This window comes from Ignatzschineria sp. 22MB058224 (assembly GCF_058188435.1).
In genome coordinates this window covers 517,221-542,032 of the sequence record NZ_CP187366.1, presented here as the reverse complement: position 1 = coordinate 542,032, position 24,812 = coordinate 517,221, and the positions used below count along the sequence as shown (strand labels likewise).

The window sequence follows — 24,812 nt, the reverse complement described above, 5'->3', positions numbered from 1 at the left end:
TGACTTATCCCAATTAATAGATACAGATTTCACAAAAAAAGCAGTACAGATTCACAAATTAAAACTTTTACTATAAAAATCAATACAACTGTACTGCTCAATTTTTGCGAAATAATTATTTTGGGTAAAATTTAATCGATAGCCGCTTTTATAAGCGCCCCCAATTTCTTCATTGCTAATTCAAGCTGCATATTCCACCGCATTCCATAATTAAGCCGAATATAATTCTGAAATTGCTGAGATGCTGAAAAAATAGGTCCCGGTGCAATACTAATGTGGTGATCCAATGCTTGCCGATAGAGCTCAAGCGCCAAAACACCCTCAGGAAGTCGAATCCAAAGAAAATAACCACCTTCTGGCTGGGAGACTTGAATATTTTTTGGAAAATAACGTTCAATCGCTTTAAACATTTTTCGCTGTGACTTTTGAAACTCAGCACGAAGCTTTGCTAAATGCCGATCATAATTCCTATGTGAAAGATAGTGGCTAATGGCCAGCTGTGATGGCACTGAAGGCGAAATAGTTGTCATTAATTTTAACCGTTCAATCTTTTCCGCATAACGCCCTGCTGCAACCCAACCAACCCGAAATCCAGGGGCAAGCGATTTGCAGAAAGAATCACAATGTAATACTAATCCTTCAGAATCGAGTGACTTTAAAAAAAATGGTACACGTTTTCCATAATAGATCTCAGAGTAGACATCATCAACAATCGCTGGAACTTGGTATTTTTTCATCAAAGAATAGAGCTGTTTAATATTCGCTTCAGGAATAGTTGCACCAGTAGGATTTTGAAATTTCGTCATTAATACAATCGCTTTAATCTCCATCTTTTCAAGCGATTGTTCTAGCAATCCCATATGCATGCCTGTTTCTCTATAAACCGGTATTTCAACTGCCTTTAATTGCAAACGCTCTAAAATCTGTAATATTGCATAGAAACAAGGAAATTCGATAGCAACAAGATCCCCTGGTTGCGTCACTGCTTGCAAAGAAAGACTCAACGCCTCCATTGCACCACTTGTGATAACAATTTCTTCTTTTTCTGTTTGAAATCCATTGAGAAGATAACGAAGATGAATTTGGCGTTTCAGCTCTGTACTTCCGCCATTCATATCTGTGACCAGTTCATACGGTATAGATGCCAAGTTATGGAAACTTTTGGACATACTATCAGCTAAATGATTTATAGGGTAAAACTCAGGACTTGGAAATGCTGATCCAAACGGAATATTGGTTTGATCTTTATGGGCGTTAAGCACTGAAAAGATAAAATCACTCATCTCTACATCCGTCTCTTTGACCTTTAATTTATGCGATGCATCCGGCTCTAACGAGCCATTAAAAACACCTTTAATAAAAAAGCCCGAGCGCTCTTTTGCATAAATTATCCCTTGCGTTTCAAGTAAGTAATACGCTTGCTGTATTGTTGATGGGCTTACATGAAAAATTTGGCTCGCTTTACGGATCGAAGGTAATTTTTTTAATGCTGAAAGTGTTCCATTATGAATAAGTTCTCGAATCTCATTTGCGATTTTTTCATAATGTTTCATTATTTATCCCTGTCTGCTATCTCCAAATTACTAAAGTATAAATTTAACACAAAAACCAACAAATAAATGGTTACTATTCACTATTTGAGATAACAATACGACAATGAATTACTCTTTTAATGCAAAAATTAACGTATAAGTTCTTACAACTCCGATATTTAGAGGCTTTTCCCGATTTTTATTATCTAAAAATCAGATTTAATGCTATGATGAATAGCTCAAATCATTCATGAATAGCGGCATCTGGCGCAGAAAATAAAATATGAATTGCGCATTTTCAATTTCAAAATTTCTTTTTAGTTATATTGTGAGTCCAACTATCACAATTATACTAACGAGCTTACTCTCATTAACACTACTCTATTCAACGAATATTATTTTAGCCTTTTTAGGTCTTACGATTGGTATCGTATTAATGCTATTCCCGTTATGGCAGTTGAGCCGCTTACTGAAACTCTCTCTTTCAGAATCCTTTATGATTGCTTTTGCTTTAAATGGATTTCTCTTTTATATCGCTACTATTTCACATTTTAGTTTCGCTTATAACTTTCTATTTTTACTACTCTCCTTTGTTCCCGCATTTAAAATAATTGGCGATTATGTCTCTCAACTGCTACAAAATATTTTTATTTTTCTCGGAAAACACAAAGGTTATAGACGTTATCGCCATGTTGAGGTGTATACAATAGAAGAGATCGATGAAATGGATGGCGAATGCTTTGAACATTACATCGCGAATCTACTAGCTAAGTCCAATTTCAAAAATATTAAAGTGACTTCATATAGTCAAGATAATGGACTCGATGTATCTGCTAAATTCGCAGGGTTACACTACGGTTTTCAATGTAAGCGCTGGAAGAAAAATATTCCTCTTTCAGCCATTCAGGAGATCTATACTGCAAAAGAGCTCTATAAACTTGATCGTGCAGTTGTTATTACCAATAGTGGTTTTACAAGAGCAGCAATTGATGCAGCCATTAAACTTGACGTGATACTGATTGATCGAAAAAGATTACAAGCGATGATCTATGAAATTCAGTAAAAAATTTTCTACTTCTATCATGAAAACCAGTAACAAAAAACAAAATTAAGCCCGATTTACTAGATCGGGCTCACCTATTCTTTTAATTAAAAAATGAAGCTTAACAGCGTTATGCGAAACTACTTATTTATTAGCGATCATCTTTTGAAGATAGACTTCAAGCCCCATTAACTTAATATTTTCTTGCTGAGTTTCAAGCCAATCAATATATTCTTCACTATCATCGAGCATCTCTTCTAGAAGTTCACGAGAGACATAATCTTGCATAGATTCTAAGTGCTCAATGGCATCAACTAATGAAGCGCGTTTTGCATATTCTCTAGCAAGATCACATTTGAGGATTTCAGGCACGTCTTCCCCGATGAGTAATTTTCCGAGCTCTTGAAGATTTGGCAGACCTTCCAGTAATAAAATACGTTCAATGATTTCATCTGACTCCTTCATATCATCAATCGATTTTTTATAAATAGGATGACCTAACTCTTCAAACCCCCAATTTTTGAGAATACGAGCATGCAAAAAATATTGGTTAATGGATATTAAATATTGCCCTAATACCTTATTGAGATGCTGTAAAACAGTTCGTTCAATTTTCATAATTACCTCCTAGAAAACGTCAATTATTCGTTCCCAAGTTGTTTTTGAAGGTACAGTGGTAATGAAATTGTATCAATTAAGCGCAATTGTTTTTCTAACCAGTGTGCATGATCCTCTTCGGTATCTTTTAACTGCACTACCAACATGTCACGAGTTACATAATCTTGTTTCTCTTCACAAAGTGTAATCCCTTTTTTAAGAGCTTCACGAACAGACAACTCAAGATTTAAATCACTTTGTAGCATTTCTGGAACTGTCGCACCAATATGGATTTGATCGGGTACCATTTTCGGCGTACCTTCTAATAACAAAATACGCGCTATGATCTGTTTTGCATGATCTGTTTCATCATCCATCTCGTGAAAAATACGCTCATAGAGCTTCATGTATCCCCACTCTTCATACATTGATGAATGGATGAAATATTGATCTCTTGCAGCTAATTCACCTGCTAAAAGCACATTTAAATAATCAATAACTTCTCTATTTCCTTGCATAATTTTATTCCCTTTAGAAATTTATAATCTTTGAACCTCTTTACAGTATAACAACTAATACCCGAAATACGAGTTGAGATTAACTGCCTTAATCAATGCCTTACAAACAAAAACGATTGTCATATACGGATGATTGCCACTCCATTTTTAGATACTGAAGAAGTGAAGGATTTACAACTCCTTAAAAATTTTAACCCTCTATAATGAAAATTATTTACAGATAAGAAAAAGAAATACTCTCTAATGAATGTGTAATATTTACGCAAAAAATAGTGGGATTTGATCATCCGCAATCATAATGAATTTATTCTAAAAAAATTGTATCATCAGTATCTTACTTTACTCTCCATCTTACAGTAACTGGATTACATATTATGCGTCAATTTGAAGATGTCACCCCACTCTTTTCCTATCGTAAATATTGGGCTCACCGTTTTGGTACCGCACCATTTTTACCAATGTCTCGAGAAGAGATGGATCTTCTAGGTTGGGATAGCTGCGATATTATCTTTGTTACTGGTGATAGTTATATTGACCATCCAAGCTTTGGTACAGCTATTTTAGGCCGTCTACTTGAAGCACAAGGATTCCGCGTTGGTGTTATTTCACAGCCTGATTGGCGTTCTCTCGAAGATTTTGAAAAACTAGGCAAACCCAATCTCTTTTTTGCCGTGAACTCTGGCAACATGGATTCAATGGTGAATCATTACACTTCCGATCGTAAAATTCGCCGTAATGATGCCTATACTGCTGGAGATGTTAATGGAAAAAGACCTGACCGTGCTGTGATAGTTTATACACAAAAATTGCGTGAAGCATTTAAAGATTCACCTATTATCATTGGTGGAATCGAAGCATCTCTTCGCCGTGTGGCACATTATGATTATTGGTCAGAAAGTATCCGCCGCTCGGTTATTATCGATAGTGCTGCTGATCTACTATTGTTTGGTAATGGTGAGCGCTCTATTACAGAACTGAGTCATCGACTTGCAAATGGTGAAAGTATCGAAGAGATTACCGACATTCGCGGATCAGCACTAGTTCGTCCCCATGCAAAGCATCAATTTAATCGACACGAACTTGATTCAACCCATTTTGATCATGTTGGTAAAATCGATCCCTATATTAATCCTTATGGTGATTCAGTAGATGCTAAAAAGTGTGATACCAATGTCGCGCTTGAAGCACCAACAGAATTAGAAGCAAGTAAAAGCGAAAAAATCACACGAATGGATGTGACTATACGACTACCAAGCTTTGAGGATGTTTCCGAAACACCTGCACTTTATGCTCATGCTAGCCGTATTTTACATCTCGAAACAAATCCTTTTAATGCACGCCCTATGGTACAGCAACATGGTGATTTAGATGTATTCCTTAACCCGCCACCTATTCCACTTTCGACTAAAGAGATGGATGCTGTTTACGCACTTCCTTTCGAGCGAGCGCCCCATCCTGACTATGGTGACGCGCATATCCCAGCCTGGGAGATGATTAAACATTCCATTAGTATCATGCGTGGCTGTTTTGGGGGTTGTTCTTTCTGTTCAATTACAGAACATGAAGGGCGAATTATCCAGAGTCGCTCGGAGCAATCAATTTTAAATGAAATTGAAGAGATTCGTGATCGTAGCCCTGATTTTACCGGATATATTTCAGACCTTGGTGGTCCAACTGCCAACATGTATCGTTTGGCGTGTAAAGACCCAAATATTGAAAAACATTGCCGAAAGTTATCATGTGTGTTCCCCGGCGTGTGTCAAAACTTAAATACCAATCACAAGCCGCTTATTCAGCTCTATCGCAAAGCACGGGATATTGAGGGAATTAAGCGCATTCATATCGCGTCTGGTGTCCGTTATGATTTAGCCTCACAAGACCCCGAATATATCAAAGAACTCGTTACCCACCATGTTGGGGGGTATCTTAAAATCGCGCCTGAGCATACAGAGGAAGGACCATTATCAAAAATGATGAAGCCTTCTATGAAAGCATATGAAGATTTTAAAACACTTTTTGAAAAATACTCAAAAGAAGCTGGCAAAGAGCAATACCTCATTCCCTACTTTATCGCAGCACATCCCGGAACAACTGATGAAGATATGATGAATCTCGCTTTGTGGCTTAAGAAGCATGATCTTCGTGCTGACCAAGTCCAAGCATTTTTACCTACACCGATGGCGCTCTCAACGGCTATGTACTACTCAGAACGCAATCCATTGAAACCTATTCGTAAAAACTCTGAACAGGTAGGAACTGCTAAAAGCCTGAAGCGTCGCAAAATACATAAGGCATTCTTACGCTATCATGATCCGGAAAATTGGCCATTATTGCGCCAAACGTTACGCTATATGGGGAGAGTTGATTTGATTGGATCAGGAAAAGAATGTTTAGTACCCGCAGAAAGCCGCAGAGAAAGAGCGCGATTAACAGGAAAAGGTAATGTAAAACCGCCGATTAAAGGTAATAAATTTACCACCAATCATCAAGGAATTCCTCGTAATAAAAAAAATAATCGTAATCGTTAAATAAAACAGGCAAAATAGATATTTTTTGAAAGAATTTCATCTTATATACATCTTACTAACCTCCATCTTTACAAAGGCTTAAGGCAATATCACCTTAAGCTTTTTTCTGAAAAAATAAAAACGTTTAGTAATTTTTTAATAAATCAGTAATATGGAAATATTGTGCAAGAATTAGTAGCACTAAAGAACCGCGACAATAATAAGGGGATAGGAAATGACACAACAAGCAGAAAAAATTTATTATAACGGTACAATCTTCACCTCAGACAAAGAAAACACCATCGCTAGCGCTATTGCTTTTGCCAATGGGAAAATTTTAAAAGTTGGCGATAAAACTGAACTCGAACAGCTCAAATCAGATTCAACCGAAATGATCGATCTTGATGGCAAAATGTTGATGCCCGGCATTGTAGACTCACATCTACATCCATTCTGGGGCGGATTACAATTATTTGGATGTAACCTCGATTATGCGAGCTTAACGGTAACAGATACCTTAAAATTTATTCAAGACTATATCGATCAAGATCGTGATCATCGATCAGATACAGATTGGCTGCAAGTACGAGCTTTTTTGCGCCAAGCGGTTTTACCACTAGGTACTGATATTACACGCCGCGATTTAGATACTTTGAATACTCAACGTCCTGTGATCCTGTTTTCCAATGATTGCCATACATTAGTGGCGAATAGCCGAGCATTAGAACTATTTGGAATTGATGAAAATACCCCAACTCCCGTTGATGGGACAATTCGGCGTTACCCCGATGGTTCACTTAATGGAATTTTAGAAGATGCTCCAGCCATGCGTGCCTTTGAAAGCATTCCGGTGCTTGATGCCCAAAGTGCTGTGACCGTTGCTAGAAGTGTTCAAGAATTACTCAATAGTCAAGGAGTGACGACGGTTATGGATGCTCGCGCAGTTGATTTGCAAATGGATGCGTTCAAGGTTCTTAAAGAGGAAAAGACATTAACATTACGCCTCTTTGGTGCTCGTGAAATCACTCCTGATAAGGCACCTGAAGTAAAAGATATCCCTAAAGCGGTTGATACTATGATTGAATTTGCTGAAAAATATAGCGATTTAGAATGGACAACTGACCCCAATATTTTTGTCTCCCATGCAAAATTCTTTGTTGATGGTGTGATGCAATCACCAATAAATACAGCAGCACTTCTCCAACCATACCGTACAAATATTGGTACTAAAGAAGCACCTAACTGGCAATCTTCTAATAATTATGGGGATCTTTATTATCGTAATGAAATTTTAACAGGACTAATTACCGAAGTTAGCCGCCGTGGATTCCACCCACATATGCATACCGTTGCAGAAGGAGCGATCGAAGTAACACTTAATGCAATTGAATCGATGCGCAATGAATTACCCGGAAAAGATATTCGCCCAAGCCTTGCACACAACGAGCTTGTAGCACCCCATCAATATGCTCGCTTTAAATCACTTCAGGCAATTCCTTGTCTTTCATTCCAGTGGGCGGGGTATACCAAAGAATTTGCTCAAGAAATGCATGATATTTTAGGAGAAGAGCGCTTCAATTATCTTGAGACAGCAGGAAAATTTTATGATGCAGGCATCCGTGTCTCTTTCGGAAGTGACTGGCCAATCGATCCTCTAAATGAATGGTTCGATTTTAAAGTAGCAGTAACACGACAAGGGGAAGCACCGAATAATCCCCGTCTCAATACAGATCGCAATGTTACTTTAACTGAAGTTCTTCGTTCAGCAACGATTGAAGCAGCTTTTATGCTTGGTGCAGATGATTTTATTGGCTCGCTTGAACCTGATAAATTTGCTGACTATATCATTCTTGATCGTAATCCACTTGCTAATGACCCAAGCGATATTGAAAATGTTCAAATTGTCGAAACAGTCATCGGGGGAAAAACAGTCTACCCCAAAACTGCCAAATAGACGCTAGTAACAAATTTTAGTAGATGCCGTTGCTATTTAATAGATAGCAACGGTCTTTTCTTTCAAGGCGACTGATAAACGCCATAATAACGGATCACCCTCAATGAAATGTGGGCGGTCAATAGGAGATGATAATAATGACCAACCCTGCAATGAACCGTGTCTTAACAACACCTGTCTTGATTTTATTTGGCCTTGCATACATGGTTCCCCTCGGAATATTCACAACATATGGACAAGTCACTGTACTAAGTAGCGGGCATTTACCAATTGCCTACATTATAACTCTCATTATGATCTTTTTTACAGCATTGAGCTACTGCCGTATGTCTACTTTGCTCCCTTTATCCGGTTCGGCCTATTCCTATACGCAACGCACCTTCGGGCCGGCTATTGGATTTTCTGTCGGTTGGGTGCAGATTTTAGATTATCTTTTTTTACCTATCGTCAATTACGTTGTTTTAGGACTCTATCTTAATAAAGCATTTCCCGCGATTCCAACCGAAGTCTTTATTACTATTTCAATAATTTCCGTAACAATCCTGAATTATATTGGGATTAAACTCATTACACCGGTCAACCTTATATTAATTGCATTACAAATAATCTTTATCGGCCTATTTTTGATATTAAGTTTCCAAGGCTCTGAATTTACAGCTGAAACAATGTTTGAACCGCTAACTCTTCATAGTGGAGAAATTGGTAGACTACTTTCTGGCGCAGCTGTTCTCTGTCTTGCATTTTTGGGCTTTGATGCCATTGCAACAATGGCAGAAGAGACAAAAAATGCACCTAAAACACTTCCTAGAGCAATCATGCTAACGGTCGTCATCGCCGGATCAATCTTTTTAGTCATCGCCTACTTTGCGAATATCGCCTATCCTGAATGGACCGACTTTATTGATATCTCTCGTCAAGATACGGCTAGTTTAGATGTTATTAGTCGTGTCGGTGAAAAGAGCGGAGTTGGCGGCAAATTACTTTCTGATCTCTTCCTTGCTGCTTATCTTACCGGCGTCTATGCCTCAGCAATGACATCTCAAACAAGTGTCTCTAGGATTCTCTTTGCGATGGGCCGTGAAGGAGTATTGCCACGAAAAATTTTCTATAATCTTCATTCTAAATATAATACGCCGCATCTAGCCTTAATATGTGTCGCTACTTTTTCTCTTATCGCATTAGTTATCCCACTAAATCTCGTTGTTTCCATGATTAGCTTCGGGGCGTTAGTTGCCTTTGCCGCAGTTAACGCTTGCGTCATTAAAAGTCATCTCTTTACTCAAAATCGCGAAAACTTCCATCTCAAAGGATTTTTCTCTTACGGTTTACTACCTGTCATTGGCATTCTGTTGACAATTTGGCTCTGGACTAGTCTAGACAGTCATGCAATGACTATCGGGTTATTATGGTTTGCTGGCGGTATGTTCTATCTATTTTATATGACTAAATTCTTCAAAAAACCAATTCCAGAAATTGGACATGATGAAATTGAAGAGATCATTGAAGCGCGTGAAAAATCTTTTTGATAATCTTGTAACCGTAGCAACATCTCAATCGCTGTGTTATTTGACTAAGCTTTAATTTCAAATAAATTAAAAAAATATATTACAAAACAAACTCTTAAGTTATTTTCTCATTTTTAAATATTTTTGAACAATATAAGAATTAGTACTAATTATGGCTAGTCAAATGATTTTATAGCGACTTTTTGATAATATATATATCCCTTTAAGACTAAACAAGAAGAATTTGTGAGATTATGATCAATATGAGAAATTTTTTGAGATACCCCCTCACCCTCCTCTTTGTTATAGGTTCTTATACCTATGCTCAAAGTGAAGCGACACCGCCTAAACAACCAGCTATTGAATGTTGTCAGATTCTAGAAACAACCGAAGAATCGATTACAGAACTACAAAAAAGTATTGCAGATGTTAAAAACGAACTTGCTCAAACACTTTCAGACGAAGGTAAGGCTGCTCTTGAAGAGCGCCTACAACAGCTTCAAACTCGTTTAAATCAAGCTCGTGTTGATTTTGAAAAGTATGCTCTGGGAGGAATTGATATAAATTTCCTTACTAAAAGTAATACTGAAGAGACAATGAATTACGATTGGCAGGCAGAATTGCTCCAAATTGTACAACCTGTATTCTCAGAGATACAACGCCTCACACAAACAACTCGTGAACGTGAAGAAATTAATCGAGAACTCACGATCATTAATGAAAAAATCACAAAACTTGAGCAAGGTTTAAAGTATCTCAATAATATTCCGGAGCAAAATTTAGACCCTCAGCTGAAAACGCGTCTTGAAACGATCAATAGTAATTGGACTGTATTTCTCAATGAGTTAAAACGAGACAAAGAGCAAAATCTTGCTATTTTAGAAACGTTAACGACTGATAAGACTTTCTTCCAGTCGCTAAAAGATGGAACGATTAACTTTATTAAAGGGCGAGGATTAATTCTACTTGCATCCTTTGCTACATTTTTTATCGTTCTTTATCTATTAACCAAAGTTGTCGATTTCCTTATTCAGCGTCGTAATCGTAATTTAAAAGGACAACAAAAAGTTAATCTTAAAGCACGTTTACTACTTTTAACCTACCGTATTTTCTCTGTTATTGTGTCCGTTATTGCTTTCTTAATTGTCCTTCATGCAATGGGCGATATGGTGCTTTTTGGTTTAGCTATCTTAATTTTGTTGGCATTAATTTTTGCTTTCCGCAATTATTTACCAAAATATTTCTCTGAGATTCGTCAATTTCTTAATTTAGGATCAGCTCGTCAAGGTGAACGTGTTATCTATCGTGGTATTCCATGGATTATTGAGCGTATTACGCTCTATTCAGCAACACTTTATAATCCATCACTCGATAACGGTCGTATCCGTTTAATGCTACCTGAACTCAGCACATTAACCTCACGACCATTTGATAATGATGAAATTTGGTTCCCATCTAAAGTTGGAGAATCATTCCTTCTACCTAATGGCACATATGTTGAAATAAAACGCCAAACACCTGAATCACTCTATTTAGATTCATTTAATAGTATGATTATCTACCCGACGGCAGATTTTATTGCTAATGCACCAACAAATCTCTCGCGCGGCTATTATACAACCGTAGATTTTGGACTCTCTTATAAACATTTCAACACTCCTGTGGATGAAGTATTCCAAAAATTGAAAACCTATATTGTTGATTTTTTATCGAAAACCGCACTGCACGATCAGTATGATTCTATCAGTGTAGAGTTCCGTAAGATTAACGAAGGTTTATCTCTTGTTTATACAGTAATCGTGGCTATGAAGGGTTCTTCTGCCCCTTACTACTACCAATCTGGGCGTAAATTACAGGAAGCATGTTTGCGTTGTGCCCAGCAAGAAGGATGGGAATTACCATTTACAAATATTGAAATGCGTGATCATCAAAATCGACAAATCCCGGCAAATCCTTCATAAAAAAATCGATGAAAATATCATTCATTTTTAAAATATGAAGAATAAAAAGCTCAATGAAAATAATCATTGAGCTTTTTTCAAACTTCTGAATAAATCTAGATATTTATCATGACGACATTAATATCTAATTATATTCGATCAAACGGTTACAAAAAACAGATGACCAAAAATCAGAGCGCTTTACCGATCTCATTACCGATTAAACCACCAACAGCAGCCCCACCGGCAGTACCAAGGATAGTATCTGTTACTGCTGCACCGGCAACTGCCCCTGCACCAGTACCAATAACCATACCTTTCTCTTTATTACTCATTCCGTCCCATGTTGAACATGCAGCCAAAAATGAGAATATTGCAAATACAGTCATTACGTTTAACATTTTTTTCATAATTCACCTCAAATCGTATCTGGAGTTATAAAGTTTTATTGATTATATTAATAATAACACAGCAAATAAAAAAGAGAATGCAAATTGCACTCTCTTTTTCATCGCTAAATCAGTAATATCGACTTACTTATGTTCAGCAATCATTTCACGAAGAACATAATGCAAGATACCACCCGATTTGTAGTAATCTACTTCATTCAATGTATCAATGCGGCAAAGAACTGTGAATCTAACTTCAGAACCATCTGCTTTTTTCGCAACAACTTCAATATCTTGACCTGGTTTAATATTGTCATCAAGTTTGATCGAGAATGACTCTTCACCAGTTAAACCAAGACTTTCAGCATTTTGACCATTTTTATATTGCAGTGCAAGAATACCCATACCAATTAAGTTAGAGCGGTGAATACGCTCATAACTCTCAGCAATAACAGCTTTCACCCCTAAAAGATTCGGCCCTTTTGCTGCCCAGTCACGACTTGATCCTGATCCATATTCTTTACCCGCAAGAACAATCAACGGAGTGTTCTCTTCAGCATAACGCATCGCTGCATCATAAATTGGTAAAGTTTCACCTGAAGGGATATGCTTGGTATAACCACCCTCAACATCCGTTAACATTTTATTACGAATACGTATATTCGCAAAAGTACCACGAATCATCACTTCATGATTACCACGACGTGAACCATATGAGTTAAAGTCTTTAGGTTGTACCCCTTTATCTTGGAGATAAAGCCCTGCAGGTGCACCTGCCATAATGACACCAGCAGGTGAAATATGGTCAGTAGTAATTGAATCACCAAAATATGCTAATACATTTGCGTTCTCAATTGATTTAACCGCTTCGATTGGTTGATCAATTTTCTCAAAGTATGGAGGATGTTGTACATATGTTGACTTTTTATTCCATTGGAATGTTTCAGTTTTTGCAACATCAAGTGCTTGCCAATGCTCATCACCATCAAATACGCCATCATATCCTTTACGGAACATCGTACCATCAACTTTTGCAACTGCTTCTGCAATTTCATGATTTGAAGGCCAAATGTCTTTAAGATAAACATCATTGCCCGCTTTATCTTGTGCAATTGGATCTTTCGCGATATCAATACGCGTTGTTCCAGCAATTGCAAATGCAACAACTAGCGGCGGCGAAGCAATCCAGTTTGTTTTAATTTGTGGATGAATACGTCCTTCAAAGTTTCGGTTACCAGAAATTACAGCGGCCATTGTGAAATCATTTTCATCAATTGCTTCACCAACTTCTTTAATCAATGGACCTGAGTTACCGATACAAGCTGTACAACCATAACCTGTTAAGTTAAATCCAACTTCATCGAGATATTTAGTCAATCCCGCTTTGTCGAGATATTCACTAACCACTTTAGATCCAGGTGCTAATGAAGTTTTTACCCATGGTTTACGCGTCAAGCCAAGTTTTGCGGCCTTCTCAGCGACTAAGCCAGCGGCCATCATTACGCTTGGATTTGATGTATTGGTACAAGATGTAATTGCCGCAAATACGACATCCCCTTGATTAAGTGTTACCTCTTTACCTTCTACGTAAATATCTGCAGCTTTTGAAAGATCTTCATTATTGTCTGTGACAAATTTTTCAAATGCATTTTTAAGATTTGGCAATGTTACGCGATCTTGAGGACGTTTAGGACCTGCCATACTTGGTTCAACAGTGCTTAAATCAAGTTCTAATGTATCTGTAAATACAGGTTCATCGCCAGCATTTCCCCAAAGACCTTGCTCTTTTGCATAGCTTTCAGTACGCGCAATCACTTCTTCATCACGCCCTGTTAAACGCATATAACTCAAAGTGGTCTCATCTACTGGGAAGAAACCAACTGTTGCACCATACTCCGGTGCCATGTTTGAGATTGTTGCTCGATCTGCAAGTGGCAGCTCTTGTAAACCATCACCATAATATTCAACGAATTTGCCGACAACACCTTTTTTACGGAGCATTTCAACAATTGTTAAAACCAAGTCAGTTGCAGTAACACCTTCTTTTAACTTACCCGTTAATTTAAAGCCGATAACTTCAGGAATTACCATTGAAATTGGCTGACCTAAGATAGCCGCCTCTGCTTCAATACCACCTACACCCCATGCAAGGACAGAAAGTCCGTTTACCATAGGTGTATGAGAATCTGTCCCAACGCAGGTATCAGGCATAATCCAAGTTTTACCATCTTTCTCAGTTGTCCAAGCAACTTGCGATAAAAACTCTAAGTTTACTTGGTGACAGATACCTGTTCCTGGTGGTACAACACGGAAATTATCAAACGCACTTTGACCCCATTTTAAGAACTCATAACGTTCACCGTTACGTTCCATTTCGAGCTTTACGTTTTCGTCAAATGCTGCATTAGTACCGAACTTATCAATCATTACTGAGTGGTCGATAACAAGATCCACAGGTGCTAATGGATTAATATGCTTTGCATCACCACCTGCTTTTACCATTGCATCACGCATTGCTGCTAAGTCTACAACCGCAGGTACACCAGTAAAGTCTTGCATTAAAACACGCGCTGGACGATATTGGATTTCACGTTTTGATGTACGGTTCTTTGCCCATTCACCAATCGCAGCAATATCATCAGCGTTCACAGTGATATTATCTTCAAAGCGAAGTAAGTTTTCTAAGAGTACTTTCATCGATTTTGGGAGTTTTGATAGATCTCCCAATTTCTCTTCTGCTTTTTTAATTGAATGATAATGATACTCTTTGCCACCTACATTGAGGGTTGAGAGAGTATTATATGAGTCTAGTTTACTCATGTTGACCTCCTAAGTTTAATAAAAAAATCTGCTTAAAATCGTAATATATTCTTTTATAAAAGTTTCTAGGCTTAGTTTTTGTTATTAGTGCCATACCTTTTCTATGATTCCAACAATAATAGCAAGATTAAGTCATAAAAGGAATTGTAAATCCCTTTACCTTAAGCGATTTCATCAATCAAACTCAGCATCTCAACAACGCCCATAGCAGCAGCAAATCCGTTGTTTCCTGCCTTTGTCCCTGCTCGTTCTAACGCTTGTTCAATGGAGTCAACCGTTAAAATGCCAAACATCACAGGCTTACCACTTTCCAATCCTATTTTACTAATACCTTTCGCAGATTCACCAGCGACATAATCAAAGTGAGCTGTTGCTCCTCGAATAACTGCGCCAAGACAAATGACAGCATCAATGTCCTTCTTTTCAGCAAATTTCTTCGCAATAAGCGGAATCTCATACGCTCCAGGAACCCATGCAAGAGTAATATCTTCCTCTTTAAGTCCACTACGGACTAAACCATCTTTTGCACCATCAATAAGCTGTTTTGTAATAAGGCTATTAAAGCGCCCTGCAACGATTGCAATTTTTTTACCCTTAATATTTAATTGGCCTTCTAATACTTTCATACTGTTTCTCCTAACTTATAAATAATAAAACTTTAAAATATTTAAATACTTTTGTTAACTTTGTTTTGCAGGCGATGCCATTCAACAATCACAATGACTTTTACATCGTTACAATTTATGCCCCATACGATCTCTTTTTACATCTAGATAATCATGATTTTCATCTGTCTCAAATCGTGGTGTGCCTTTCTCTACTACTTTGATACCTGCTAACTTCATTGCTGCAATCTTCTCGGGGTTGTTCGATAAAAGATTGATTTCCCGAACGCCAAAGAATTGTAAAATTTCAGCCGCCTCTTCATACGTACGTTCATCTGCACCATGACCTAGCTGGCGATTTGCTTCAATTGTATCCATCCCTTGATCTTGCAATTTATAAGCTTTCAACTTTTCCACAATCCCTATTCCACGACCTTCTTGCCGAAGGTAGAGCAAAATGCCATTCGGGGATTCTGCAATCTCCTTCAAACCAAATTGTAGTTGGGCATGACAATCACATTTAATCGATGAGAATACATCGCCCGTCAGACACTCTGAATGAATACGAACAGTTGCAGGTTGGGATTTATCACGATCTTTATTAACCAATGCAATATGCGGTTCTTTGCCATTTTTATTCGGGAATGAATAGATATGAAAATCACCAAATTCCGTCGGTAAATTCGCATCACTTAATGGTAATAGAGCGGTTGTGTCTTCAAGCATTTTTCGATAATTGACGATATCTTGAATAGAAATAAGTGGTAAACCATATTTTTTTGCATAAGGAATTAAGTCTTGCTCCCTTGCCATCTCACCATCTTCTTTTAAAATCTCACAAATCACTGCCACTGGTTTAAAACCCGCTAAAGTTACAATATCAATGGCTGCTTCAGTATGCCCCCGTCGTTCTAATACACCACCATCTTTAGCTATTAATGGAAAGATATGTCCAGGGCGATTAAAATCGTGCGCTTCCTTATTATAATCTGCTAATGCATTTAACGTTTCTGTTCGCTCAAAGGCAGAAATTCCAGTATGAGTTGTTGCAAGATCAATTGAAACAGTAAAGGCTGTTTTATAAGAGTCTTTATTGTTCATAACCATCTGTTCAAGCTCTAAACGCTCAGCAATTTCTTTCGATAATGGTGCACAAATCAGTCCGCCGGCATGACGAATCATAAAGTTTAGATCAACTGGTTTTGCCATTTCTGCCGGCATGATGAGATCCCCTTCATTTTCACGAGATAAATCATCTGTGACAATAATCATGCCACCTTTTTGTATAAAATCGATAGCCTGTTGCACTTTCTCGATAGAACCAAAATCATGAGTAAACGTTTTCATTGTTAATCCTTGTTTTTTCAATTTTTGATCATTCTTTTTTCAAATTGACCTTTAAGTATCAATAACCCCAATTTGAAAGTTGTTGATAGTCAATACCACTCTCTTCTTGGTGTTGTGCTTTAATATATTTCCCGACTAAATCAAATTCGATATTAACTCGCCCACCTATTGTAAGTTTTTCAAGATTTGTTTCCGCGAATGTATGGGGGATAATCCCAACCTTGAAGGCTTTATCACTAACACTAATAACCGTTAAACTGATTCCATCAATGGCGATCGACCCCTTTGGAATAATGAGTCCTTCATGCGGTGCACTAAGCTCAAAACTCAGTTCATGTATATCACCGAGATCATCGATTTTCCGTAAAAAAGCTTCACCATCGACATGACCACTCACAATATGTCCGCCAAGACGATCACCAACTCGCAATGCTCGCTCAAGATTTACCAATGTCCCTTTGCGATATTGATCAAAACCTGTGCGCTTTAGCGTTTCCGGCATTAAATCTGCTTTAAAATGATTTTGTCCAAATTCAACCACGGTTAAACAGACACCATTGACTGCAATGCTATCGCCAAGCTTTACATCATTAAGAACCGTTGATGCTGTAATAGTTAATCGAGAAATATGTGACTGATGTACAATTGCATCAATCACTCCACGCTCTTCAATAATCCCTGTAAACATTTTAGTGCTCCCTTTGTGCTCGCAAATAAATAGATTCGCCACACAGCTCGACCTCTTTAATAGTGACTTCTGGCGCTTCTGACAAATTAGTAATCGGGCTACTGCGCCATAACTCTAAAGCTTTAGTATTTCCAATCAATTTTGGACCATAAAATAATAGAAGTTCATCAATACAATCTGCTGTTAAAAAGGCATCATAAATTCCAGCCCCACCTTCAATAAAAATACTCATAAATCCTTTGGAATAAAGCGTACTCATTACTGAGACAGGCTGAGTATTAAAAAGTGGTACTAGTTCTATATCTTTTTGATTCAACAAATATCCTAAAGCCTCATCAGGTTGATTTTGTTGGTGATAAAGAATTAAAGAGGGCGCTAAGCGAGTATTAAAAAAATGATATTCATTAATAATTTCCGGTGTTATTCCATCAAAGTTATTTAGAAGAAGCGCTCTATAAGGTGTTTTGGTTTGAAAGCCATAACGAACTGTAAGTGATGGATTATCAGCTAAAAGGGTTCCTTTACCGACCAAAATTGTATCGTGCAATCCCCGATAATAATGCGCCTTTTTACGAGCTTCATCGCCAGTAATCCATTGTGAATCATACGTTTGGGTAGCAAGCTTTCCATCAAGACTCATTGCTGCTTTAAGTGTTACAAAAGGCCGTTTCAACAATTGATTAACTGTAAAAATACGAAGTAAATCATGACCCTCGCTAATCATCAGGTTCGTTGTGACATTAATACCCTTATTTCGAAGAATTTCATGCCCTTTACCAGCAACTTTAGGATTAGGATCTTCCATTGCAGTCACAACCCTAGTTATTCCAGAATTGAGTATCAAGTCGGTACATGCAGGTGTTTTGCCACTAAAGCAACATGGTTCAAGTGTAACATAGAGCGTTGCACCAACAATATTATGCCCACGTTCACTCGCATCTTTCACTGCATTAACTTCTGCATGCGCGAGCCCTGCTTCTTGATGATAGCCTTCGCCTATGATTATGCCACCCTTCACGAGCACAGCTCCAACATATGGATTAGGAGATACCCTCCCATAACCTTTTTTCGCTAGTTCAAATGCTTTTTTGAGATAGTTAATATCATTTTTTAAATTTAAAGATTCGTTATTTTGAGACATCAAAAAACCCCATGATCTAATATCTATGGGGTCTTGGAATCTATAATCACTACAAATAGAATTTTCACGACCTCTTGAGGATCGCTTACTACTTTTTTATATATCACTTCAATGCCAAAATATTGACATTAAAGCAATTAACTCTATTTTTATAATGATTTATCTTTTACCATCCAGACTTTACTGTCGGCTTTGGAATTTCACCAAATCAGCTTTCGCTCGCGGACTATAACCGCCGGTCGGGAATTGCATAACTGCTCACCCTGCCCCAAAGATAAATATATTATTTTTAATCTAGCACCACTATACCCTTACTGAGTTCAAAAAAAAAGAGTAATTAACAATAATTACTCTTTGAATATTTTTATCAATTTAATTTAACGCGCAATAGAAGCTCTTCTTGATGGACGTCCTACTGCTGAACCGCCTTCACGTCTTCTGCCTGAACGATTTTCTCTTGGAGCACTTGCCGGACGTTCACTACGACCCTCTGCACGACGAGCACTACCATCTCTACGCGATTCACCTGATGCTTGTTTACCGTCGCGCTCCGAGCGAGATCTTGTCGAACGACCTTCACCTTTAGTACGGCTAGAATCACGACGACCCTCTCCTCGACCACGGCCCGTACGAGCACCACTACCATTACCACGACCACGGCCACGACCTTTTGGCGCACTACGAACAGGTTCTTTCTTGGGTTCTAATCCATCGATGATACTTGGTTTTATCTCTAATTGAATAAAGTCTTCAACCGCATCTAAAAGACGCTTATCTTTGAAGTGAACAAATGTAACTGCAATCCCCTCACGTCCTGCACGCCCTGTACGACCAATACGGTGAACATAATCTTCTGCTTGACGTGGAACACCAAAATTAAATACATGAGTAATCGTTTCAACATCAATGCCGCGAGCAGCAACATCGGTCGCAACTAAGATTTTAGTACGACCACGACGAAGATTATCTAAACAACGATTACGCACTCGTTGTTGCATGCCTCCATGAAGATGATCTACTGATAAACCTAGATCCCTGATCTCATCAGCAATCTCTTCAGCATCAATTTGTGTTGGTACAAACACCACGGTTTGATCAATATCGGCATTTTCTAACCAATGGAAAAGCATTTTCTTCTGATGTTCACGACCATCAGCCCAATGCAAAATCTGCGTAATGTTCTTATTAATAGTATCTTTTGGAGAAATCTCAATACGGAGAGGGTGACGCATCATTCCTTCAGCAAGTTTCATCACTTTTGGTGGAAATGTTGCGGAGAACATAAGCGTTTGACGGTTATTGATACAGCTTTTATGAAGCGTCTCTAAATCTTCAGAAAACCCCATATCAAGCATTCTATCTGCTTCATCAGCGATAAAATAGTGGACATTATCGAAGCTAATTTCACGTTGTTTATAGAGATCGATTAGACGACCGGGTGTTGCAACTAAAAGCGTAACATTCTGTAATTCCCGAATTTGACGGCCATAAGGCATACCACCGACAACTGTTGCGACACGAAAATCTTTATGATTTCCTTTTAACTGAATCGCTTCTTGCGCAACTTGTTGGGCAAGTTCACGCGTTGGACACATTACAATTGCATTTGGAGCAGGCATTTGATAACGCTGTTGTTGACGACCGCCACGACGGTTATTATTACGACGATTTTGATTAGGAACCGGCACATCGTCAACTTTTTCAGAACCTTGAGTACTTTTAGCCTCGAGCTCTTTATCAGCCATAATTTGATGCAGAATCGGCAATAAGAACGCAGCAGTTTTTCCACTACCGGTTTGACTCGAAACCATCACATCTTGACAACCCATTGCCACAGGAATAACACGAACTTGTACATCTGTTGGGGTGTCATAACCCGTTTTTTCAATAGCTGCGAGAAGAGTTGGATTTAAATTTAAATCAGAAAATTGAGACATAAACATATAGATCCCATTAAAAAATGGAATTTCCTTTATTAATTTGTAATGGAATGCGCTTGAACATTCAGCCATAAAAAACATCGACCGAATCTCAAATAAGTGTCAAGTACACTTATGTCATAATCTCAAATTATGAACCAACAGGGCGATGGGAATCCGTAATTATACGCATATCTTTATAGAGGTCAATTTTTTTATTTAAAATGCGCATTTTTATGGCGGAATATCCCAATTATTCTCATGATTGTCACTATTTTGTTCAATTGTAATGAACTCTCCTTATACATCTATTTGAAAAATTTAAAAGTGACCATATTAATATGTCCTATGTAACCACTATCCAATGATTTGAAAAATAGGAATACCCATGAAAAAGATCACCGCAATTTTTGCCTTCTCTGCTCTTACTATTGGTCTACAATTTGCAACGGCAAAAACCCCTCTTTTAACAACGCCTAATATGAATGATGCCGAATACGCCCAAGCACTTGGTTTTCAATTAATTGATGAAAATGAGACTAAAACTGATACATCTAAAGAAAACGAAAAAAACTCAAACAAAGCGACAACACCCATCGCTAATAAAGACGCTATTAAAAACACAGATAATGAGCAAGATAAGTCTCTTCCTACCATCAAAAAGAAAGATCTCAAATATCGCTGTGATATCTCTCTTTCACAACCTTTCGCGATTGATAATCAAAAGAAAATAGAACTTGCAATGGGAGTGGGTGAAAAAGATGATGACATGATTATTAAAATCGGTAATACCCCAATTCACGTTAAGAAAACCCATTTAGAACCTGAACATCTTCATATTTGGAGCAATATGGACCGCGACTTAATCATGACACTTGATGTAGACGAAGTTTACAAAGATAAATTTGTTGCTTCTGAAACAGGTACCTTAACAGTACTAACTCCGAATTTAAAAGAAGAATATAAAGCGGTATTAAGTTGTAAGCCTTAATCGGCTAAAATTAAATCAAAAAAGATGATTAATATTTTCGTTTAAACTAATGATCAATTAGAGCTTCATTTAATAATGAATTAACTCTAGTTGATCAGCTTTATCGACAATAATTAACGGGACATTATTAAAACTATCGATCAATCCCGTAACACATACCTCCTGATTTTTTAGGGTGTGAAAAGGTACCTGTTTGTTGATAATATTTTCTTTGTCACTCCAAATGACGGCATAAAAGCGTTGATGAACGTTTTTATAATCAAAATAGATAAAAGTACCTTTCGATGTTTTCTCAATACTCTTTACTATTCCACACACACGACCTGGATAACCCTCATATTCTTTTGCCTGCGTTGCTAAAATGTAATCAGATGCAAAAGTTGTTCCAATATTCATAATAGTAAGTATCAACAGCATCGATATTTTGCCGCTCATTTTTTTCATTTAATTTAAAACCTCTTTAATCAAAGATCTATTTTATATAAGTTGAATATTTTCTATTATTTTGTTTAATATACGCTAAAGTTCAATAATAATTATTTTTTTCAATAAAAATCAATCTATAAATATCCTCCTCATCAAAAGTGAGAATCATTTAACATGAAAATGCTTGATCTACTTGTGCTTGAATCCGCATTAAAATGGTTACAAAAAGGTCAAAAAATATGGCTTGCAACAGTTTTACATACTTACGGATCAGCACCTCGTTCTCCAGGTTCACTTTTTGTTGCAAATGAATTGGGGCATTATTGTGGTTCCCTTTCTGGTGGATGTATTGAGGAGGATTTTCTCACAAAAATAGAGAATGATTGGTTTACTAAAAAAAGTGAAATCATTACTTATGGTGAAGTAAATAAGGATTTTCGTCCCAATATTTCTCTACCCTGTGGTGGAACAATTGATCTTTTAATAGAGCGAATTACGGTAACACCAGAAAATATTACATATATTACCGATATGCTTAATGCTTTTCGTATAGGGAGAACAATCATTAAAGAAGTAACATTAGGCGATGCAGCAACTGTTACTGAAAATACTAGTACCCACAACCTCCCTTTTCTCAAACGAAATGGTGAAACTCTTACGATTTCTATCGAAAGTTATACTACTATCTTTATCGCAGGCATTTCCCCTGTTGCACTCTACTGTATCGATTTTGCTGACAAATTAGGTTTTTCTGTGATTGTAGCGGATGACCGTCAAGAGGAGATTCGGCAATTTAAAGCAGCAAATTATTCAGAACGTGTCTCTTTTATCAATATCTTTCCAGCGCAATATATTGAAACACAAGGCGTTACCTCTAAAACGGCTATCCTTTCGCTTACCCATGACCCAAGAATCGATGACTTAACAATGCTTGCAGCGCTTGATTCTCCAGCATTTTATATTGGCGCAATGGGATCGACAAAAAATAGTCAAAATCGTTTTGCTCGCCTAAAAGAAGTAAGTGATTTTCAACCAGATGATTTTGCTCGAATCCATGCCCCCATCGGGCTTGCTATTGGCAGTAAAACACCGGCAGAAATTGCACTCTCTATTATGGCAGATATAGTCAGATGTAAAAATGGTGCATAAGACTACTATCACAATCCTAAGTAGCCTTAAATTTATTCCAAACTAAATGCCGGAGACCCTATTGTCCCCGGCATTTTTTGTTGAATGAATTACGACTAAGTAATACGCCAAAAGCACCACACTATTAAAATGTATTAACCTCATAATAATTCATTCACCGTATCGTTGAATTTTCGATCGTAAAAATGATTGAGTTATTAGTGCTTAAAATGACGAACGCCTGTAAAGATCATTGCAATGCCGTAACGATTTGCAACATCGATCGATTCTTGATCCTTGATAGAGCCACCTGGCTGAATAACAGCTTTAATACCTGCTTTCGCAGCATTTTCTAGCGTATCCGGCATTGGGAAAAATGCATCTGATGCTAACACATTTCCTTCCGCTTCACTGCCCGCTTGCTCAAGCGCTATTTTAGCAGCACCTACACGATTCATCTGGCCTGCGCCAATGCCAAGGGTTTTACCCTCTTTGGCTACAACAATCGCATTTGACTTCACATGCTTCACAATCTTCCATGCAAATAGAAGAGCATTCATCTCTGCATCAGTGGGTTTACGCTCCGTAACACACGTGAAATCTTCAGGCTTAATTGAATGGCGATCTAATGTTTGCACCAAGAGCCCGCCATTGACAGCAGTTGTAGTAAGAGTCTCTGTAATACTCTCTTCTTGTGGATTATTCTCTAAAAGACGTAGATTTTTCTTCGCCATCAAAATCTCTTTTGCTGCATCTGAAAAACGCGGAGCGATAATAATTTCTAGAAAAATCTCACTCATTTTTTTAGCTGTTTCTGCGTCTACTTCCTTATTCGTTGCAATAATACCACCAAAAATTGAAGTCGAATCAGCTTCATACGCCTTGTTCCACGCATCTAAAAGATTATCCCCTAAACCAACTCCACATGGATTCATATGTTTAACAGCAACCACGACAGGCTCTTTAAATTCACACATAATATTAATTGCTGCATTTGCATCTTGAATATTATTGTACGAAAGTTCTTTACCATGAATCTGTGTTGCATGTGCAAGTGAGTTATTCTGTGCAAGCGGTGTACGGTAGAAAGCCGCTTCTTGATGAGGATTTTCACCATAGCGTAGACCTTGTTGCTTCTCAAAGGTTAACGTCAATTTTTCTGGGAATTGGTCATTAATTTCATCTGCAAAATATTGGGCAATTAATGCGTCATAAGCGGCAGTTGCTTGGAACACTTTTAATGCTAATTTTTGACGAGTTTCAAAAGTTGTATCACCGTTCGTTCGAATCTCTTCAAGTACTTTATCGTAATCTTGTGGATCGGTAATCACTGTCACCGATTCATGATTTTTAGCGGCACTTCGGAGCATTGAAGGACCACCAATATCGATATTTTCAATGGCATCTTGATACTTTACGCCGGGCTTTGAAACAGTCTCTTTAAATGGGTAAAGATTCACCACAACCATATCAATATATTCAATGCCATTATCAATCATTGCTTTCGTGTGAACATCATTTCCTCGCACCGAAAGTAACCCACCATGAACCATTGGATGAAGTGTTTTCACCCGGCCATCCATGATCTCCGGAAAACCTGTAATATCTGAAATATCTTTTACCACAATCCCCGCATCCGCTATCGCTTTTTTTGTGCCACCAGTAGAGATTAATTCAAAACCCAATTCCACTAATTTTGCTGCAAATTGAGTAATTCCAGTTTTATCACTCACACTCAAAAGCGCACGTCGTTTCATTACCAT

19 protein-coding genes and 1 riboswitch are annotated in these 24,812 nt (G+C 37.7%); of the genes, 7 read left to right on the top strand and 12 right to left on the bottom strand.

Features of this window, described 5'->3' with window-relative positions; all coding sequences use genetic code 11:
* Positions 1-131: 131 nt before the first annotated feature.
* The gene (locus ACPF7B_RS02085) at positions 132-1,553 is read right to left on the bottom strand and encodes an aminotransferase-like domain-containing protein (protein ID WP_490505983.1); all 1,422 of its coding nucleotides are present in this window, start codon (positions 1,551-1,553) and stop codon (positions 132-134) included.
* A 262-nt stretch (positions 1,554-1,815) separates the two neighbouring features.
* Here ACPF7B_RS02085 and ACPF7B_RS02080 point away from each other — a divergent pair, with 262 nt between their 5' ends.
* On the top strand, positions 1,816-2,595 hold the full coding sequence (locus ACPF7B_RS02080; protein ID WP_490505982.1) for a restriction endonuclease: 780 nt from the start codon (positions 1,816-1,818) through the stop codon (positions 2,593-2,595).
* Between the two features lie 123 nt (positions 2,596-2,718).
* On the opposite strand, the gene bfr (ACPF7B_RS02075) is transcribed toward ACPF7B_RS02080, so the two are convergent.
* Complete coding sequence (gene bfr / locus ACPF7B_RS02075) at positions 2,719-3,192, bottom strand: bacterioferritin (protein ID WP_490505981.1); 474 nt, start codon at positions 3,190-3,192, stop codon at positions 2,719-2,721.
* Between the two features lie 23 nt (positions 3,193-3,215).
* Entirely contained in the window at positions 3,216-3,689 is a 474-nt protein-coding gene (gene bfr / locus ACPF7B_RS02070; RefSeq protein WP_490505980.1) for a bacterioferritin, read from the bottom strand.
* Between the two features lie 374 nt (positions 3,690-4,063).
* Between bfr (ACPF7B_RS02070) and ACPF7B_RS02065 the strand changes: the two genes are divergently transcribed.
* The 4 genes from ACPF7B_RS02065 (at position 4,064) to ACPF7B_RS02050 (ending at position 11,616) form a co-directional block, all read left to right on the top strand.
* Entirely contained in the window at positions 4,064-6,217 is a 2,154-nt protein-coding gene (locus tag ACPF7B_RS02065; protein WP_490505979.1) for a YgiQ family radical SAM protein, read from the top strand.
* A gap of 214 nt (positions 6,218-6,431) precedes the next feature.
* Positions 6,432-8,150 (top strand): amidohydrolase, encoded by a 1,719-nt coding sequence (locus ACPF7B_RS02060; RefSeq protein ID WP_490505978.1) that lies wholly within the window; start codon positions 6,432-6,434, stop codon positions 8,148-8,150.
* A 134-nt stretch (positions 8,151-8,284) separates the two neighbouring features.
* A complete protein-coding gene (locus tag ACPF7B_RS02055) occupies positions 8,285-9,676 on the top strand; it encodes an APC family permease (RefSeq protein WP_490506484.1) in 1,392 nt (463 codons plus the stop codon).
* A 254-nt stretch (positions 9,677-9,930) separates the two neighbouring features.
* Positions 9,931-11,616, top strand: coding sequence for a coiled-coil domain-containing protein (locus tag ACPF7B_RS02050; RefSeq protein WP_490505977.1), 1,686 nt, complete (start codon positions 9,931-9,933; stop codon positions 11,614-11,616).
* Positions 11,617-11,786: 170 nt separating this feature from the next.
* Here the strand turns inward: ACPF7B_RS02050 and ACPF7B_RS02045 are convergent, their stop codons facing one another.
* The 7 genes from ACPF7B_RS02045 to ACPF7B_RS02015 form a co-directional block, all read right to left on the bottom strand.
* Complete coding sequence (locus tag ACPF7B_RS02045) at positions 11,787-12,005, bottom strand: YMGG-like glycine zipper-containing protein (protein ID WP_490505976.1); 219 nt, start codon at positions 12,003-12,005, stop codon at positions 11,787-11,789.
* A gap of 123 nt (positions 12,006-12,128) precedes the next feature.
* Positions 12,129-14,804, bottom strand: coding sequence for an aconitate hydratase AcnA (acnA, locus tag ACPF7B_RS02040; protein WP_490505975.1), 2,676 nt, complete (start codon positions 14,802-14,804; stop codon positions 12,129-12,131).
* Positions 14,805-14,965: 161 nt separating this feature from the next.
* Complete coding sequence (gene ribH, locus ACPF7B_RS02035) at positions 14,966-15,430, bottom strand: 6,7-dimethyl-8-ribityllumazine synthase (protein WP_490505974.1); 465 nt, start codon at positions 15,428-15,430, stop codon at positions 14,966-14,968.
* 108 nt (positions 15,431-15,538) lie between these two features.
* On the bottom strand, positions 15,539-16,756 hold the full coding sequence (gene ribB / locus ACPF7B_RS02030; RefSeq protein WP_490505973.1) for a 3,4-dihydroxy-2-butanone-4-phosphate synthase: 1,218 nt from the start codon (positions 16,754-16,756) through the stop codon (positions 15,539-15,541).
* A gap of 58 nt (positions 16,757-16,814) precedes the next feature.
* Positions 16,815-17,444: a riboflavin synthase gene (locus ACPF7B_RS02025; RefSeq protein ID WP_490505972.1), complete on the bottom strand. Its 630-nt coding sequence runs from the start codon at positions 17,442-17,444 to the stop codon at positions 16,815-16,817.
* Between the two features lies 1 nt (position 17,445).
* A complete protein-coding gene (gene ribD / locus ACPF7B_RS02020; protein WP_490505971.1) occupies positions 17,446-18,585 on the bottom strand; it encodes a bifunctional diaminohydroxyphosphoribosylaminopyrimidine deaminase/5-amino-6-(5-phosphoribosylamino)uracil reductase RibD in 1,140 nt (379 codons plus the stop codon).
* A gap of 157 nt (positions 18,586-18,742) precedes the next feature.
* A riboswitch (FMN riboswitch) is annotated at positions 18,743-18,865 on the bottom strand.
* Positions 18,866-18,962: 97 nt separating this feature from the next.
* Positions 18,963-20,522, bottom strand: a complete 1,560-nt coding sequence (locus ACPF7B_RS02015; protein WP_490505970.1) for a DEAD/DEAH box helicase — start codon at positions 20,520-20,522, stop codon at positions 18,963-18,965.
* 370 nt (positions 20,523-20,892) lie between these two features.
* On the opposite strand from ACPF7B_RS02015, the gene ACPF7B_RS02010 reads away from it, so the two are divergent.
* On the top strand, positions 20,893-21,495 hold the full coding sequence (locus ACPF7B_RS02010) for a hypothetical protein (protein WP_490505969.1): 603 nt from the start codon (positions 20,893-20,895) through the stop codon (positions 21,493-21,495).
* A gap of 69 nt (positions 21,496-21,564) precedes the next feature.
* Here ACPF7B_RS02010 and ACPF7B_RS02005 read toward each other — a convergent pair whose 3' ends face one another.
* The gene (locus ACPF7B_RS02005; protein ID WP_490505968.1) at positions 21,565-21,939 is read right to left on the bottom strand and encodes a hypothetical protein; all 375 of its coding nucleotides are present in this window, start codon (positions 21,937-21,939) and stop codon (positions 21,565-21,567) included.
* Positions 21,940-22,095: 156 nt separating this feature from the next.
* Between ACPF7B_RS02005 and ACPF7B_RS02000 the strand changes: the two genes are divergently transcribed.
* Positions 22,096-23,070, top strand: a complete 975-nt coding sequence (locus ACPF7B_RS02000) for an XdhC family protein (RefSeq protein WP_490505967.1) — start codon at positions 22,096-22,098, stop codon at positions 23,068-23,070.
* A gap of 197 nt (positions 23,071-23,267) precedes the next feature.
* Here the strand turns inward: ACPF7B_RS02000 and purH are convergent, their stop codons facing one another.
* Positions 23,268-24,806, bottom strand: coding sequence for a bifunctional phosphoribosylaminoimidazolecarboxamide formyltransferase/IMP cyclohydrolase (gene purH, locus ACPF7B_RS01995; protein WP_490506483.1), 1,539 nt, complete (start codon positions 24,804-24,806; stop codon positions 23,268-23,270).
* Positions 24,807-24,812 lie beyond the last annotated feature (6 nt).